Consider the following 16111-nt stretch of genomic DNA (forward strand, 5'->3'; position numbering starts at 1 on the left):
CTCAGTTACCGCTTGAGTTCAGCGCTTCGGTCAGTGCAGCTTCCACTTCACTGGCGCTTACGCGCAACGGTTTGTCCGCATCACGACGACGCTTGCGCTCGCTGTGATAAGCCAGACCGGTACCAGCTGGGATCAGACGACCCACGACCACGTTTTCTTTCAGGCCGCGCAGGTAATCGCGCTTGCCGGTTACCGCCGCCTCGGTCAGTACGCGGGTGGTTTCCTGGAAGGAAGCCGCCGAGATGAACGATTCGGTCGACAACGACGCCTTGGTGATACCCAGCAGAACACGGGTGAACTTGGAGACAAACTTGTCTTCCGCATTCAGACGCTCGTTCTCTACCAGAACGTGAGTCAGTTCCATCTGGTCGCCCTTGATGAAGCTGGAGTCGCCCGACTCGGAGATCTCAACTTTACGCAGCATCTGACGCAGGATGGTCTCGATGTGCTTGTCGTTGATCTTCACGCCTTGCAGACGGTAAACGTCCTGGATTTCGTTGACGATGTACTTGGCCAGCGCGCTGACACCCAGCAGACGCAGGATGTCGTGCGGATCGCTCGGACCGTCGGAGATAACTTCGCCGCGGTTTACCTGTTCGCCTTCGAACACGTTCAGGTGACGCCACTTCGGAATCAGCTCTTCGTACGGATCGCTACCGTCGTTCGGGGTGATGACCAGACGACGCTTGCCCTTGGTCTCTTTACCGAACGCGATGGTGCCGCTGACTTCAGCCAGAATCGACGCCTCTTTCGGACGACGAGCTTCGAACAGGTCGGCAACACGCGGCAGACCACCGGTGATGTCACGGGTTTTCGAAGTTTCTTGCGGGATACGAGCGATAACATCACCGATCGCAATCTTCGCACCGTCCGCAACACCGACCAGGGCGTTGGCTGGCAGGAAGTACTGAGCGATAACGTCAGTGCCTGGCAGCAGCAGATCCTTGCCGTTGTCGTCGACCATCTTCACAGCAGGACGGATGTCCTTGCCGGCGGCTGGACGATCTTTCGGATCAAGTACTTCAATGTTGGTCATACCGGTCAATTCGTCAGTCTGACGCTTGATCGTGATGCCTTCTTCCATGCCCACGTAGGTCACGGTACCTTTCATTTCGGTAACGATCGGGTGAGTGTGCGGATCCCACTTGGCCACGATGGCACCAGCGTCGACCTTGTCACCTTCTTTAACCGAAATCACGGCACCGTACGGCAGCTTGTAACGCTCGCGCTCACGACCGAAGTCGTCAGCAATCGCCAGCTCACCGGAACGGGACACGGCAACCAGGTTGCCATCCACGCGCTCAACGTGCTTCAGGTTGTGCAGACGGACGGTACCGCCATTCTTCACCTGAACGCTGTCGGCTGCGGAAGTACGGCTTGCCGCACCACCGATGTGGAACGTACGCATCGTCAGCTGGGTACCCGGCTCACCGATGGACTGGGCAGCGATAACGCCGACCGACTCACCGATGTTCACCTGGTGACCACGAGCCAGGTCACGGCCGTAGCACTTGGCGCAGATACCGTAGCGGGTTTCGCAGCTGATCGGCGAACGCACGATCACTTCGTCGATGCTATTCAGCTCGATGAACTCGACCCACTTCTCATCTACCAGAGTGCCGGCAGGAACGATGACGTCCTCGGTACCCGGCTTGAATACGTCACGGGCAATGACACGACCCAATACGCGCTCACCCAACGGCTCTACAACGTCACCGCCTTCAATGTGCGGAGTCATTACCAGGCCGTGTTCGGTGCCGCAATCGATCTCGGTCACAACCAGATCCTGCGCCACGTCTACCAGACGACGAGTCAGGTAACCGGAGTTCGCAGTTTTCAACGCGGTATCCGCCAGACCTTTACGAGCACCGTGAGTCGAGATGAAGTACTGGAGTACGCTCAGACCTTCACGGAAGTTCGCAGTAATCGGCGTTTCAATGATGGAACCGTCCGGCTTGGCCATCAGACCACGCATACCGGCCAGCTGACGAATCTGTGCTGCGGAACCCCGCGCACCCGAGTCGGCCATCATGTACATCGAGTTGAAAGACTCTTGCTCGACCTCGTCGCCGTGACGGTCGATGACTTTCTCTTTCGAGAGGTTGGCCATCATCGCCTTGGAGACTTCGTCGTTCGCTTTCGACCAAAGGTCGATCACTTTGTTGTACTTCTCGCCCTGAGTTACCAGGCCGGAGGCGTACTGGCTCTCGATTTCTTTCACTTCGTCGGTGGCAGCACCGATGATGCGGGCTTTTTCATCCGGGATAACGAAGTCGTTAACACCGATGGAAACGCCGGAAATGGTCGAATAGGCAAAACCGGTGTACATCAACTGGTCAGCGAAGATCACGGTCTCTTTAAGACCAACCACGCGGTAGCACTGGTTGATCAGCTTGGAGATCGCCTTTTTCTTCATCGGCAGGTTGACGACGTCGAACGACAGACCTTTCGGTACAACCTGGAACAGCAGCGCACGGCCGACAGTAGTGTCGACGATACGGGTGTTGTCCACGCTGTTGCCGTCACGATCGTTCACGGTTTCGTTGATACGAACCTTGATCTTGGCGTGCAGTGCGGCTTCGCCGGCACGGAACACACGGTCAACTTCCTGCAGATCCGCGAACACACGACCTTCACCCTTGGCGTTGATCGCTTCACGAGTCATGTAGTACAGACCCAATACAACGTCCTGCGACGGAACGATGATTGGCTCACCGTTTGCTGGCGACAGAATGTTGTTGGTCGACATCATCAACGCACGCGCTTCGAGCTGGGCTTCCAGCGTCAGCGGTACGTGCACGGCCATTTGGTCGCCGTCGAAGTCGGCGTTGTACGCAGCACAGACCAGAGGGTGCAGCTGGATAGCCTTACCTTCGATCAGTACCGGTTCAAACGCCTGGATACCCAGACGGTGAAGGGTCGGTGCACGGTTGAGAAGAACCGGGTGTTCGCGAATCACTTCGGCGAGAACGTCCCAAACTTCCGGCAGCTCGCGCTCGACCATTTTCTTGGCCGCTTTGATGGTAGTCGCCAGACCACGCATTTCCAGCTTGCCGAAAATGAACGGTTTGAACAGCTCGAGAGCCATCTTCTTCGGCAGACCGCACTGGTGCAGACGCAGGGTCGGACCTACGGTAATTACCGAACGACCGGAGTAGTCAACACGCTTACCGAGCAAGTTCTGACGGAAACGACCTTGCTTACCCTTGATCATGTCAGCCAGGGATTTCAGAGGACGCTTGTTCGAACCGGTGATAGCGCGGCCACGACGACCGTTGTCGAGCAGTGCATCGACAGCTTCCTGCAACATACGCTTTTCGTTGCGCACGATGATGTCCGGAGCGGACAGATCCAGCAGGCGCTTCAAACGGTTGTTACGGTTGATCACTCGACGATACAGATCGTTGAGGTCGGAAGTCGCGAAACGACCGCCATCCAGCGGGACCAGTGGACGCAGATCCGGCGGCAGAACCGGCAGAACGGTCAGCACCATCCACTCTGGCAGGTTGCCGGAACCCTGGAAGGCTTCCATCAACTTCAGACGCTTGGACAGCTTCTTGATCTTGGTTTCGGAGTTGGTTTGCGGAATCTCTTCACGCAGACGGCCAATCTCATGTTCCAGGTCGATAGCGTGCAGCAGTTCGCGGACAGCCTCGGCACCCATGCGGGCGTCGAAATCGTCACCGAACTCTTCCAGCGCTTCGAAGTACTGCTCGTCGTTCAGCAGCTGACCTTTTTCGAGAGTGGTCATGCCCGGATCGATAACGACATAGCTCTCGAAGTAGAGAACGCGTTCGATATCACGCAGGGTCATGTCCATCAGCAGGCCGATACGGGACGGCAGCGATTTCAGGAACCAGATGTGGGCAACCGGCGAAGCCAGTTCGATGTGCGCCATGCGCTCACGACGAACCTTGGCCAGTGCAACTTCAACGCCGCACTTCTCGCAGATCACACCACGATGCTTCAAGCGCTTGTACTTACCGCACAGGCACTCGTAATCCTTTACCGGGCCAAAGATCTTGGCGCAGAACAGACCGTCACGCTCGGGTTTGAACGTACGGTAGTTGATGGTTTCCGGCTTTTTAACTTCACCGAACGACCACGAGCGGATCATCTCAGGCGAGGCCAATCCGATACGGATGGCGTCGAACTCTTCGACTTGACCCTGGTTTTTCAGCAAATTCAGTAGGTCTTTCAAGGCCTTTCCTCCTGGCGGAGCAGAGAGCGGGCAATCCTGCCCCGCTCTCGATCGCGTCACGTGTTATTCGGTTTCCAGATCGATATCGATGCCGAGGGAACGAATTTCCTTGATCAACACGTTGAAGGACTCGGGCATGCCCGGCTCCATACGGTGATCGCCGTCCACGATGTTTTTGTACATCTTGGTCCGACCGTTCACATCGTCCGACTTCACTGTGAGCATTTCTTGCAGAGTGTAAGCAGCACCGTATGCTTCCAGTGCCCAGACCTCCATCTCCCCGAAACGCTGACCACCGAACTGCGCCTTACCACCCAGCGGCTGCTGAGTAACCAGGCTGTACGAACCGGTAGAACGCGCGTGCATCTTGTCGTCTACCAAGTGGTTCAGCTTCAGCATGTACATGTAGCCAACGGTAACTGGACGCTCGAACTTGTTGCCGGTACGGCCGTCGGTCAGCTGCATCTGGCCGCTTTCTGGCAGATCCGCCAGTTTCAGCATGGCCTTGATTTCAACTTCCTTGGCACCGTCGAACACCGGAGTGGCCATAGGAACGCCGCCACGCAGGTTCTTCGCCAGATCCAGGATTTCCTGATCGGAGAAGCTGTCCAGATCTTCGTTACGACCGCCGATCTGGTTGTAGATCTCGTCCAGGAAGGTACGCAGTTCAGCAACTTTGCGCTGCTCTTCGACCATCCGGTTGATCTTCTCGCCCAGACCTTTGGCCGCGAGGCCGAGGTGGGTTTCAAGGATCTGACCAACGTTCATACGCGAAGGTACGCCCAGCGGGTTGAGGACCACGTCGACCGGGGTGCCATTGGCATCGTGCGGCATGTCTTCAACCGGCATGATCACGGAGACCACACCTTTGTTACCGTGACGACCGGCCATCTTGTCGCCCGGCTGGATGCGACGACGGATTGCCAGGTAAACCTTGACGATCTTCAGCACGCCTGGAGCCAGGTCATCGCCTTGCTGCAGTTTGCGCTTCTTGTCTTCGAACTTGTCGTCCAGCAGACGGCGACGATCAACGATGTAGGCCTGAGCCTTCTCGAGCTGCTCGTTCAGAGCATCTTCAGCCATGCGCAGCTTGAACCACTGACCATGCTCGAGACCGTCGAGCACTTCGTCGGTGATGTCCTGGCCTTTCTTCAGACCCGCGCCGCCTTCAGCCTTGTGGCCTACCAGAGCGGAACGCAGACGCTCGAAGGTTGCGCCTTCAACGATGCGGAACTCTTCGTTCAGATCCTTGCGGATCTCGTCCAGCTGGGACTTTTCGATCGACAGGGCACGGCTGTCGCGCTCAACGCCATCACGGGTGAAAACCTGAACGTCGATGACAGTACCTTTGGTGCCGGTCGGCACGCGCAGGGAAGTGTCTTTAACGTCGCTGGCCTTCTCACCGAAAATTGCGCGAAGCAGCTTTTCTTCCGGGGTCAGTTGAGTCTCGCCTTTCGGAGTGACTTTACCGACCAGAATGTCGCCCGGGCCGACTTCGGCACCTACATAAACGATACCGGCTTCGTCCAGCTTGTTCAGTGCAGCTTCACCCACGTTCGGGATGTCCGCAGTGATTTCCTCTGGGCCAAGCTTGGTGTCACGAGCCACACAGGTCAGTTCCTGGATATGGATCGTGGTGAAGCGGTCTTCCTGAACCACACGCTCGGACAGACAGATGGAGTCTTCGAAGTTGAAGCCGTTCCATGCCATGAACGCGATGCGCATGTTCTGACCCAGAGCCAGTTCACCCATGTCGGTGGACGGACCGTCGGCCATGATGTCACCACGCTGAACACGATCACCCTTGCTCACCAGCGGACGCTGGTTGATGCAGGTGTTCTGGTTCGAGCGGGTGTACTTGGTCAGGTTGTAGATGTCGACACCCGCTTCGCCGGTTTCAACTTCGTCATCGGCAACGCGAACCACGATACGGCTGGCATCAACGGAGTCGATCACGCCGCCACGACGAGCCACGACGCAAACGCCGGAGTCGCGAGCCACGTTACGCTCCATGCCGGTACCGACCAGCGGCTTGTCAGCGCGCAGGGTAGGTACAGCTTGACGCTGCATGTTCGAACCCATCAACGCACGGTTGGCGTCGTCGTGCTCGAGGAACGGAATCAGCGACGCTGCAACCGAAACTACCTGCTTCGGCGAAACGTCCATCAAGGTGACGTCTTCCGGCGCCTTAACGGTGAATTCGTTCAGGTGACGTACGGCTACCAGTTCGTCGATGAGGACTTTCTGCTCGTTCATGGTCGCCGAAGCCTGCGCGATCACATGATCGGCTTCTTCAATGGCGGACAGGAACACGATGTCATCGGTGACCACGCCCTCTTTCACCACACGGTACGGGCTCTCGAGGAAGCCGTACTGGTTGGTGCGAGCGTAAGCGGCCAGGGAGTTGATCAGACCGATGTTCGGGCCTTCCGGCGTTTCAATCGGGCAGACACGACCGTAGTGAGTCGGGTGTACGTCACGGACTTCGAAGCCCGCGCGCTCACGAGTCAGACCGCCAGGGCCGAGTGCGGAGACACGACGCTTGTGGGTGATCTCGGACAGCGGGTTGTTCTGGTCCATGAACTGCGACAGCTGGCTGGAACCGAAGAACTCTTTCACCGCCGCAGCCACTGGCTTGGCGTTGATCAGGTCTTGCGGCATCAGGCCTTCGCTTTCAGCCATCGACAGACGCTCTTTGACCGCACGCTCAACACGTACCAGGCCAACGCGGAACTGGTTCTCGGCCATTTCGCCCACGCAGCGAACACGACGGTTACCAAGGTGGTCGATGTCGTCGACGATGCCTTTACCGTTACGGATGTCGACCAGAGTCTTCAGTACTGCGACGATGTCTTCCTTGCATAGCACGCCCGAACCTTCGATCTCGGTACGACCGATACGACGGTTGAACTTCATCCGGCCGACCGCAGACAGGTCGTAACGCTCAGGGCTGAAGAACAGGTTGTTGAACAAGGTCTCGGCAGCGTCTTTGGTTGGCGGCTCGCCTGGACGCATCATGCGATAGATCTCGACCAGCGCTTCCAATTGGTTGCTGGTGGAATCGATCTTCAGCGTGTCGGAGACGAACGGACCGCAGTCGATGTCGTTGGTGTACAGAGTTTCGATGCGTACGACGCCAGCCTTGGCGATTTTCGCCAGGATTTCGGTCGACAGCTCGGTGTTGCACTCTGCCAGGATTTCACCTGTAGCCGGATGCACGATGGCCTTGGCGGTGGTACGACCCAGAACGTAATCCAGAGGCACGTCCAGCTCTTTGATCCCGGCTTTTTCCAGCTGGTTGATGTGGCGGGCAGTAATACGACGACCCTGCTCAACGATCACCTTGCCTTTGTCGTCCTGGATATCAAGAACCGCAACTTCACCACGCAGGCGCTGGGGCACCAGCTCCAGGCTCAGGCCTTCGCCTTTTACGTGGAATACGTTGGTGGTGTAGAACGCGTCCAGTACTTCCTCGGTGGTATAACCGAGCGCGCGCAACAGTACCGAGGCCGGCAGCTTGCGACGACGGTCGATACGCACGAATACGCAGTCTTTCGGGTCGAACTCGAAATCCAGCCACGAACCGCGGTAAGGAATGATGCGCGCGGAGTACAGCAGTTTGCCGGAGCTGTGCGTCTTGCCACGGTCGTGGTCGAAGAACACGCCCGGGGAACGGTGCAGCTGGGAAACGATAACACGCTCGGTACCGTTGATTACGAAGGTACCGTTCTCAGTCATCAATGGGATTTCGCCCATGTAGACTTCTTGCTCTTTGATGTCCTTGATCGCTTTGTTCGACGATTCTTTGTCGAAAATGATCAGGCGCACTTTTACCCGCAAAGGTACGGCGAAAGTTACACCGCGCAATACGCATTCTTTGACATCAAATGCCGGTTCGCCCAGGCGATAACCGACGTACTCCAGCGCAGCATTGCCGGAGTAGCTGATGATCGGGAAAACGGATTTGAAGGCCGCATGCAGGCCCACGTCGCGGAACTGATCTTTAGTCGCTCCCGCTTGCAAGAATTCACGATACGAATCCAGCTGGATGGCCAGGAGGTAAGGCACATCCATGACGTCCGGCAACTTGCTAAAGTCCTTGCGGATACGTTTTTTCTCAGTATATGAGTAAGCCATCAGCGTTCCCCAGCTTGGTCACCTGCTTGTTTGGCCCCTCCCGACGGGAGCAGCCAGAAAATCGTGCAAACCCCATGGTTTGCGCCACCACATCGGGTGGTTACAGCTCGCTATCGGCACCGACCCAGTCGGCTGCCAATAACGGAAAAAGGCCGGTGGCAAGAGCCACCAGCCATCAGCCTGTCGCTTGACGCTCGGGCTGGAGGAGCAAAGTCGATGCTTACTTCAGCTCGACTTTAGCGCCTGCTTCTTCCAGCTTCTTCTTAGCGTCTTCAGCAGCTTCTTTCGAAACGCCTTCAGCTACAACCTGAGGAGCGCCGTCGACTTTCTCTTTGGCTTCTTTCAGGCCCAGACCGGTCAGTTCACGAACTGCCTTGATCACGTTTACTTTCTTGTCGCCGGCTTCAACCAGAACAACGTTGAACTCGGTTTGCTCTTCAACAACAGCGGCAGCAGCAGCTGGACCAGCAGCAGCAACAGCAGCGGTCACGCCGAAGGTTTCTTCCATTGCTTTGATCAGCTCAACAACTTCCAGAACGGTTTTCTGGCCGATTGCTTCGATGATTTGTTCGTTAGTCAGAGACATGACTCAATTCCTGATTTGGTGGACAGCCTGTACGGCCGTCGAAATAAACAAAAATACGCGAGAGTGGAAACGCTCAGCCTCAGGCTGCAGCTGCTTCTTTCTGATCGCGAATTGCCGCCAGAGTACGAGCCAGCTTGCTGGTAGCGCCTTGAATCACGCTCATCAGTTTCGCAATAGCTTCGTCGCGAGTTGGCAGGCTTGCCAGCACGTCGATCTCATTCGCTGCGAGGAACTTGCCCTCGAACGAAGCTGCCTTGATCTCGAACTTATCCTGACCCTTGGCAAATTCCTTGAACAGACGAGCAGCAGCGCCCGGGTGTTCGTTGGAGAATGCAATCAGGGTCGGGCCGGTGAACACGTCGTTGAGGACACTGTAAGGAGTGTCAGCAACAGCGCGCTTGAGCAGGGTGTTACGTACAACACGTACGTAAACGCCAGCTTCACGAGCCTCTTTACGGAGTCCGGTCATTGCGCCTACTGTTACGCCACGGGCATCAACCACGACAGCGGACAGAGCGACTTTGGCAGCCTCGTTGACTTCAGCGACGATGGCCTTCTTGTCTTCGAGATTAATTGCCACGGGTTTAACTCCTGCTTGTTACCGTTTCATTCGATCGGAACCGAATGTCGTTTTGGTGTCTGATTCGGTAAGGAACCGGGAGCACCATCTGCGTAGGCTTGAGGTTTAAGACTTGCGTCGCCTACGGTCTTGGATAGCCCCCGCCAGGCAGGGACCCCAATCTTTCAATTGGCGCAGTCAACTGCGCCAATTTTTGTCTTAAGCGTCCAGCGAGCTCTGGTCGATAACCAGACCTGGGCCCATAGTGGTGCTCAGGGTAACGCGCTTGACGTAGATACCTTTCGAAGAAGCTGGCTTGATACGCTTCAGATCAGCGATCAGAGCTTCAACGTTTTCCTTCAGCTTGACGGCATCGAAGCCGATCTTGCCAACGGAAGTGTGGATGATGCCGTTTTTGTCGGTGCGATAACGAACCTGACCAGCCTTGGCATTTTTAACCGCGGTAGCGACGTCTGGGGTAACAGTGCCGACTTTCGGGTTAGGCATCAGACCACGTGGACCAAGGATCTGACCCAGTTGACCTACAACGCGCATTGCATCCGGGGACGCGATCACTACGTCATAGTTCAAGTCGCCGCCTTTCATTTCTGCAGCCAGCTCGTCCATACCTACACGGTCAGCGCCTGCAGCCAGAGCGGCCTCAGCAGCTGGACCCTGGGTGAAAACAGCAACGCGAACAGTCTTGCCAGTGCCGTGCGGCAGCACAGTAGCGCTACGAACGACCTGGTCGGATTTACGCGGGTCTACACCCAGGTTTACAGCTACGTCGAACGACTCGACGAATTTGGCAGCTGGCAGCGAAGCCAGCAGAGTTGCGGCCTCTTCGAAGTTGTAGGACTTGCCCGCTTCGATTTTTTCAGCGATAGCCTTTTGGCGCTTGGTCAGCTTAGCCATTACACACCCTCCACGTTAAGGCCCATGCTACGAGCAGAACCGGCGATAGTGCGCACGGCTGCATCCATATCAGCTGCAGTCAGATCCGCGTTTTTGGTTTTCGCGATTTCTTCCAGCTGAGCACGGGTAACAGTGCCAACCTTAACGGTGTTCGGACGAGCGGAACCGCTGGTCAGACCGGCCGCCTTCTTCAGCAGAACCGAAGCAGGGGTGGATTTGGTTTCGAAAGTGAAGCTACGGTCGCTGTAGACAGTGATGATCACTGGAGTCGGCAGACCAGCTTCCAGGCCCTGGGTACGGGCGTTGAAAGCTTTGCAGAATTCCATGATGTTCACGCCGTGCTGACCCAAAGCAGGACCAACAGGTGGGCTTGGGTTAGCCTGAGCGGCCTTCACTTGCAGCTTGATGTAAGCGGTAATCTTCTTGGCCATGAGGCACTCCAATTACGGGTTCGAACGCCTCGAAAGGCTCCCCGGTTACTTGCGCGTTTATCCCAGTGACGACAAAACCCCACAGCCTAGGGCTGCGGGGTTGGGATGCTTGTTCAGCTAGACCTTTTCGACCTGACTGAACTCCAACTCTACCGGAGTAGAGCGTCCGAAAATAAGCACTGCCACTTGGATCCGGCTCTTTTCGTAGTTAACTTCTTCGACAACACCGTTAAAGTCAGCGAACGGCCCGTCATTGACTCGAACGGTTTCGCCTGGCTCAAACAGAGTCTTCGGCTTCGGCTTGTCGCTACCATCGGCAACGCGACGCAGAATCGCCTCAGCTTCTTTATCGGTGATTGGCGCCGGCTTATCAGCAGTACCGCCAATAAAACCCATCACCCGAGGAGTATCTTTGACCAAGTGCCAAGTACCCTCGTTCATATCCATCTGGACCAGCACATAACCTGGGAAGAATTTGCGCTCGCTTTTGCGTTTCTGGCCATTACGCATTTCAACCACTTCTTCAGTGGGAACCAGAATTTCGCCGAAGCCATCTTCCATGCCAGCCAGCTTTACGCGCTCGATTAACGAACGCATGACATGCTTCTCGTAACCCGAGTAAGCATGCACAACGTACCAACGCTTAGCCACGGGACACCCTTAGCCAACAATCAAGGAAACAAGCCAGCCGAGCAGGGAATCAAGCCCCCACAACAGCAACGCCATAACCAGGACAACAGCCACAACTATCAGCGTGGTCTGCGTGGTTTCTTGGCGAGTTGGCCAAACGACTTTACGAATCTCGGTGCGAGCTTCCTTAACCAGTACAAAGAAAGACTTGCCCTTGGCAGTCTGCAGACCTACAAAGGCAGCCACAGCAGCAATGACAAGCAATGCGAGTACACGGTACAGGATCGGCGAAGCAGCGTAATACTGATTGCCGACAACGCCAACAATTACCAAAGCGACTACTACCAGCCACTTGAGCAAATCGAAGCGAGAGCCTTGAGCTTCAGCTTTAGGAGTCATCTATGAAGATCCTGTGAAAAGAAAGCCAGAAACACCGAGTGAATCTGGCAGGTCAGGAGGGAATCGAACCCCCAACCTACGGTTTTGGAGACCGTCGCTCTGCCAATTGAGCTACTGACCTAAAACAAAATCAGGCCGACCATTATGCCGGCCCGAAAAAGACATTACAACTGTTTACTCGATGATCTTGGCAACGACACCAGCACCAACGGTACGGCCGCCTTCACGGATTGCGAAACGCAGACCGTCTTCCATCGCGATGGTTTTGATCAGGGTAACAGTCATTTGAATGTTGTCACCTGGCATTACCATTTCAACGCCTTCTGGCAGCTCGCAGTTACCAGTCACGTCAGTAGTACGGAAGTAGAACTGTGGACGGTAGCCTTTGAAGAACGGAGTGTGACGACCGCCTTCTTCCTTGCTCAGAACGTAAACTTCTGCGGTGAACTTGGTGTGCGGCTTAACCGAACCCGGCTTAACCAGAACCTGACCACGCTCAACGTCGTCACGCTTGGTACCACGCAGCAGAACGCCGCAGTTCTCGCCCGCACGGCCTTCGTCCAGCAGCTTGCGGAACATCTCAACACCGGTGCAGGTGGTGGTGGTGGTGTCACGCAGACCAACGATTTCCAGCGGATCCTGAACGCGAACGATACCGCGCTCGATACGACCGGTCACAACAGTACCGCGACCCGAAATCGAGAACACATCTTCGATTGGCATCAGGAACGGCTTGTCGATAGCACGCTCTGGCTCTGGGATGTAGCTGTCCAGAGTTTCCACCAGCTTCTTGACAGCAGTGGTGCCCATTTCGTTGTCGTCTTTGCCTTCCAGCGCCATACGAGCCGAACCGATGATGATCGGAGTGTCGTCACCTGGGAAGTCATAGGTGGACAGCAGGTCGCGAACTTCCATCTCAACCAGTTCCAGCAGCTCTGCGTCGTCTACCAGATCAGCCTTGTTCAGGAAAACCACGATGTACGGAACACCTACCTGACGGGACAGCAGGATGTGCTCACGAGTTTGTGGCATCGGACCATCGGCAGCCGAGCAAACCAGGATCGCGCCGTCCATCTGGGCAGCACCGGTGATCATGTTCTTCACGTAGTCAGCGTGACCTGGGCAGTCAACGTGAGCGTAGTGACGAATGTTCGAGTTGTACTCAACGTGCGCGGTGTTGATGGTGATACCGCGAGCTTTTTCTTCTGGAGCGCTGTCGATCTTGTCGAATTCAACTACGGCCGAACCGAAAACTTCGGAGCAGACGCGAGTCAGAGCAGCGGTCAGCGTGGTTTTACCGTGGTCTACGTGACCGATGGTGCCAACGTTGACGTGCGGCAGGGAACGATCAAATTTTTCCTTAGCCATCGATATCACCCCTAACAGAAGAAATTGAGCAAACAACACAAGCCATTAAAACAAAGGCAGATATTTTCATATCTGCCTTGTCATATGGAGCTCTTGAGCGGATTTGAACCGCTGACCTCACCCTTACCAAGGGTGTGCTCTACCAACTGAGCTACAAGAGCGTAACACTTTGCACAACCTGCAAACTTGGAGCGGGTAGCGGGAATCGAACCCGCATCATCAGCTTGGAAGGCTGAGGTTCTACCACTAAACTATACCCGCGGAGCCTGCAGCTCACGCTAAAATCTGGTGGAGGGAGAAGGATTCGAACCTTCGAAGTCGTAGACGTCAGATTTACAGTCTGATCCCTTTGGCCGCTCGGGAACCCCTCCTAATCAGGCCGGCATTCTATACTATGCCAACCCCCTGTCAAGCATTTTCTCATTTAAAAAACATGAGGTTAGCTGCATTGACATCACCCCGCCGCAGTGACCTTTTCAGGTCTTCGCTGTGGAGCGGGCGCCATTCTATGCAAACTACTCAGTAGGTGCAACCCCCTCGCACAGCATTATTTTATGTTTTAACTCATTGAATTCCTTAGAAAGGTTTTGCAGCTGAGCATCACCCAGCAAACGCTGGGTTTCGGGCGTAATCTGGAACCAATACGAACTGCCGGAAGACTCTTTGGCCGAAGGAAGAGCTTTTGCCCCAAGCCCTGCCAAACGCTGCTCCAATGCCTGGGCGGACTCAGGGCGACTCAAACCACCTATATATAGACACTGAACATCAGGCTTTCCTCCAGTCCTTTTTTCACTAGAAGCATCACCACCAGCCTCACTCAGCAAGCGAATATCCTGTTGCGAGCTACGATAGAGACTGAGCGGCGTGACATCCTTTGCGCGTAGCGGCGCCTCCTGCTGATGCCAGACGTAATAAAAAACATTGAGTACCAGGAGCAGAAGGAACAACCAACGCATACAAACCTCAGGACAAAGGACACGCCATAGCCAAACCCACGAATACCAAATCGGGAACAACCCTAGCCTCAGGCGCGATATCCGAGACCAGCTCGGCGTCCCCCCCCGTAATGTAGAGACTGTAATCACCACCCCAGTAGGCACGCGCCATCTCCAACTGCGTCAGTACGAATCCTCTGAGCATCAACGCACAACCACGCTCGACAGCCTCAGCCGTATTGCGTCCAGGCGCCTGACTCGTCAATGCCTGCTCCGCTGCGAGGTCTCCATAGCGAATTTTTCGAGTATGAGTACGCAACTGATTACGCATTAGCGGCATGCCAGGACAAATGAAACCTCCTAGATGCTCACCTTCCGGCGAGATGAAATCAGCAGTCACCGCAGTGCCAAAATCAAGAACCAGACAAGCCCCTTTAGCCAAGTAAAAACCACCAAGCATTGCCAACCAGCGATCAAGGCCAAGGCGCTCATAATCGTCGTAACCATTCTTAACACCGGACATCTCGCGAGCCGGCGCCGCACAAACAACGGAAACGCCGAACTCATGTTTGAGCACGCCAATCAGCAAATTAGTCTCATCTTCAGTTCTTACGCTGACGAGACGGCACTTATCGAGAGACACCTTCTCTAGCGATCGAAGACTGCTTACCAATGCCTCATCAGAGTCGGCCACACCTTCCGCGATCACGGTACCCGCCTCAACGCGCAGCACACGCCACTTGATAAAGCTGTTTCCACAATCGAGCTCAAGAATCATCACGCAACCTCAAGCTGAGCTCACCGCCACTAAAGACTTTTTCCACGCCATCTACCTTCAGCCGCAGCGCGCCTTGATTATCGATTCCCAGCACCACACCATCCACCTGGTTGACACCAGCAGTGAGGGAAACCGGCTGCCCTTGCCACAAGTGGCTCGCCTCCCATTCCGCCTGTAGCGCAGCGAAGCCGTCCGATTGGTGACGCTGCAAATAAAGCTGCAGCTGCTTACTTAGCTCAATCGCCAGAATATTGCGATCACACGCCTGCCCCGACTCCAAACGCATTGAAGTCCATTGCTGATCGACTTCATCCGTAGTCTGCATGTTCACATTGATGCCTATACCCAACACTACGTGACACACGTCAGCAGGATCCCCAACCAGCTCCAACAGAATCCCGGCGATTTTTTTTCGCCCGACCAATACATCATTGGGCCACTTCAAACCTGCACCTGGCACTCCAAGCACATGCAAGGCTTGCATGACGGCGAGCCCGACAACAAGACTCAGCCCCTCAAGCTGACGCATCCCACCATCAATACGCAACACGAGGCTGTAATAGAGATTTTCAGCGAACGGGCTCACCCATTTACGGCCTCTGCGCCCACGCCCTGAGCTCTGGCGCTCAGCCAATACAATAAAGGGAGCCGCCCGCCCCCCATCCACCGCGCGCAGCGATTCAGCATTAGTAGAGTCGACAGAATCGAAGATACTGACAGACCAGCCGCAAAGGCCTTCCTCTATCTTGAGCACGTCAAGCAATGTCAATGGCGAGGCCAATTGATAGCCCCGCCCCCGAACTTTATGTATGGACAATCCAAGCTCAGCCTCCAGGTGTTGAAGCTGCTTCCACACCGCACTTCGACTAACTCCCAAGGCAGCACCCAAAGCCTGACCGGAATGGAATCGACCATCCTTCAGGAGATTCAACAACGTCAGCATGCAGGTCTCGCCTCTGAATGAGGCCCGAATAATAGCCATGCACCGGGCCGTTGCATAGAATTCAAAAAATCCACTTTCCTGCGGGCAAAACAAAACCCCAACTGCTTTCGCAATTGGGGTTTCGGAATTTAATCTTGACGATGACCTACTCTCACATGGGGAAACCCCACACTACCATCGGCGATGCATCGTTTCACTTCTGAGTTCGGGATGGGATCAGGTGGTTCCA

12 protein-coding genes, 4 tRNA genes and 1 rRNA gene are annotated in these 16111 nt (G+C 55.4%); all 17 read right to left on the reverse strand.

Going from position 1 to position 16111, the window contains the following annotated elements; genetic code table 11:
* Position 1: 1 nt before the first annotated feature.
* A complete protein-coding gene (gene rpoC / locus CAF73_RS27915; protein WP_085697680.1) occupies positions 2-4201 on the reverse strand; it encodes a DNA-directed RNA polymerase subunit beta' in 4200 nt (1399 codons plus the stop codon).
* A gap of 63 nt (positions 4202-4264) precedes the next feature.
* Positions 4265-8338, reverse strand: a complete 4074-nt coding sequence (gene rpoB, locus CAF73_RS27920; protein WP_085697681.1) for a DNA-directed RNA polymerase subunit beta — start codon at positions 8336-8338, stop codon at positions 4265-4267.
* 220 nt (positions 8339-8558) lie between these two features.
* The gene (rplL, locus tag CAF73_RS27925) at positions 8559-8924 is read right to left on the reverse strand and encodes a 50S ribosomal protein L7/L12 (protein WP_003255496.1); all 366 of its coding nucleotides are present in this window, start codon (positions 8922-8924) and stop codon (positions 8559-8561) included.
* A 79-nt stretch (positions 8925-9003) separates the two neighbouring features.
* Positions 9004-9504, reverse strand: a complete 501-nt coding sequence (rplJ, locus tag CAF73_RS27930; protein WP_007957597.1) for a 50S ribosomal protein L10 — start codon at positions 9502-9504, stop codon at positions 9004-9006.
* Positions 9505-9702: 198 nt separating this feature from the next.
* Complete coding sequence (gene rplA / locus CAF73_RS27935; protein WP_011336175.1) at positions 9703-10398, reverse strand: 50S ribosomal protein L1; 696 nt, start codon at positions 10396-10398, stop codon at positions 9703-9705.
* Complete coding sequence (rplK, locus tag CAF73_RS27940) at positions 10398-10829, reverse strand: 50S ribosomal protein L11 (RefSeq protein ID WP_003228756.1); 432 nt, start codon at positions 10827-10829, stop codon at positions 10398-10400. Before rplK ends, rplA begins: the two co-directional genes overlap by 1 nt.
* Positions 10830-10946: 117 nt before the next feature.
* Positions 10947-11480, reverse strand: coding sequence for a transcription termination/antitermination protein NusG (nusG, locus tag CAF73_RS27945; protein ID WP_007957598.1), 534 nt, complete (start codon positions 11478-11480; stop codon positions 10947-10949).
* Between the two features lie 9 nt (positions 11481-11489).
* Entirely contained in the window at positions 11490-11858 is a 369-nt protein-coding gene (gene secE, locus CAF73_RS27950) for a preprotein translocase subunit SecE (protein ID WP_007957600.1), read from the reverse strand.
* A 45-nt stretch (positions 11859-11903) separates the two neighbouring features.
* Positions 11904-11979 (reverse strand) — tRNA-Trp (locus CAF73_RS27955).
* Between the two features lie 53 nt (positions 11980-12032).
* A complete protein-coding gene (gene tuf, locus CAF73_RS27960) occupies positions 12033-13226 on the reverse strand; it encodes an elongation factor Tu (protein WP_028614144.1) in 1194 nt (397 codons plus the stop codon).
* Positions 13227-13311: 85 nt separating this feature from the next.
* Positions 13312-13387: transfer RNA gene (locus CAF73_RS27965), tRNA-Thr, on the reverse strand.
* A 26-nt stretch (positions 13388-13413) separates the two neighbouring features.
* A tRNA-Gly gene (locus CAF73_RS27970) sits at positions 13414-13487 on the reverse strand.
* A gap of 25 nt (positions 13488-13512) precedes the next feature.
* Positions 13513-13597: transfer RNA gene (locus CAF73_RS27975), tRNA-Tyr, on the reverse strand.
* Positions 13598-13741: 144 nt separating this feature from the next.
* Positions 13742-14182 (reverse strand): hypothetical protein, encoded by a 441-nt coding sequence (locus CAF73_RS27980; protein WP_085705128.1) that lies wholly within the window; start codon positions 14180-14182, stop codon positions 13742-13744.
* A gap of 7 nt (positions 14183-14189) precedes the next feature.
* Positions 14190-14939 (reverse strand): pantothenate kinase, encoded by a 750-nt coding sequence (locus tag CAF73_RS27985; protein WP_085705130.1) that lies wholly within the window; start codon positions 14937-14939, stop codon positions 14190-14192.
* Positions 14929-15882 (reverse strand): bifunctional biotin--[acetyl-CoA-carboxylase] ligase/biotin operon repressor BirA, encoded by a 954-nt coding sequence (gene birA / locus CAF73_RS27990; protein ID WP_085705133.1) that lies wholly within the window; start codon positions 15880-15882, stop codon positions 14929-14931. The genes CAF73_RS27985 and birA overlap by 11 nt, the downstream gene beginning before the upstream one ends.
* Before the next feature lie 132 nt (positions 15883-16014).
* A 5S ribosomal RNA gene (gene rrf / locus CAF73_RS27995) occupies positions 16015-16111 on the reverse strand; the annotation flags it as partial.

Source organism: Pseudomonas sp. B15(2017), from assembly GCF_002113215.1.
GTDB lineage: Bacteria > Pseudomonadota > Gammaproteobacteria > Pseudomonadales > Pseudomonadaceae > Aquipseudomonas.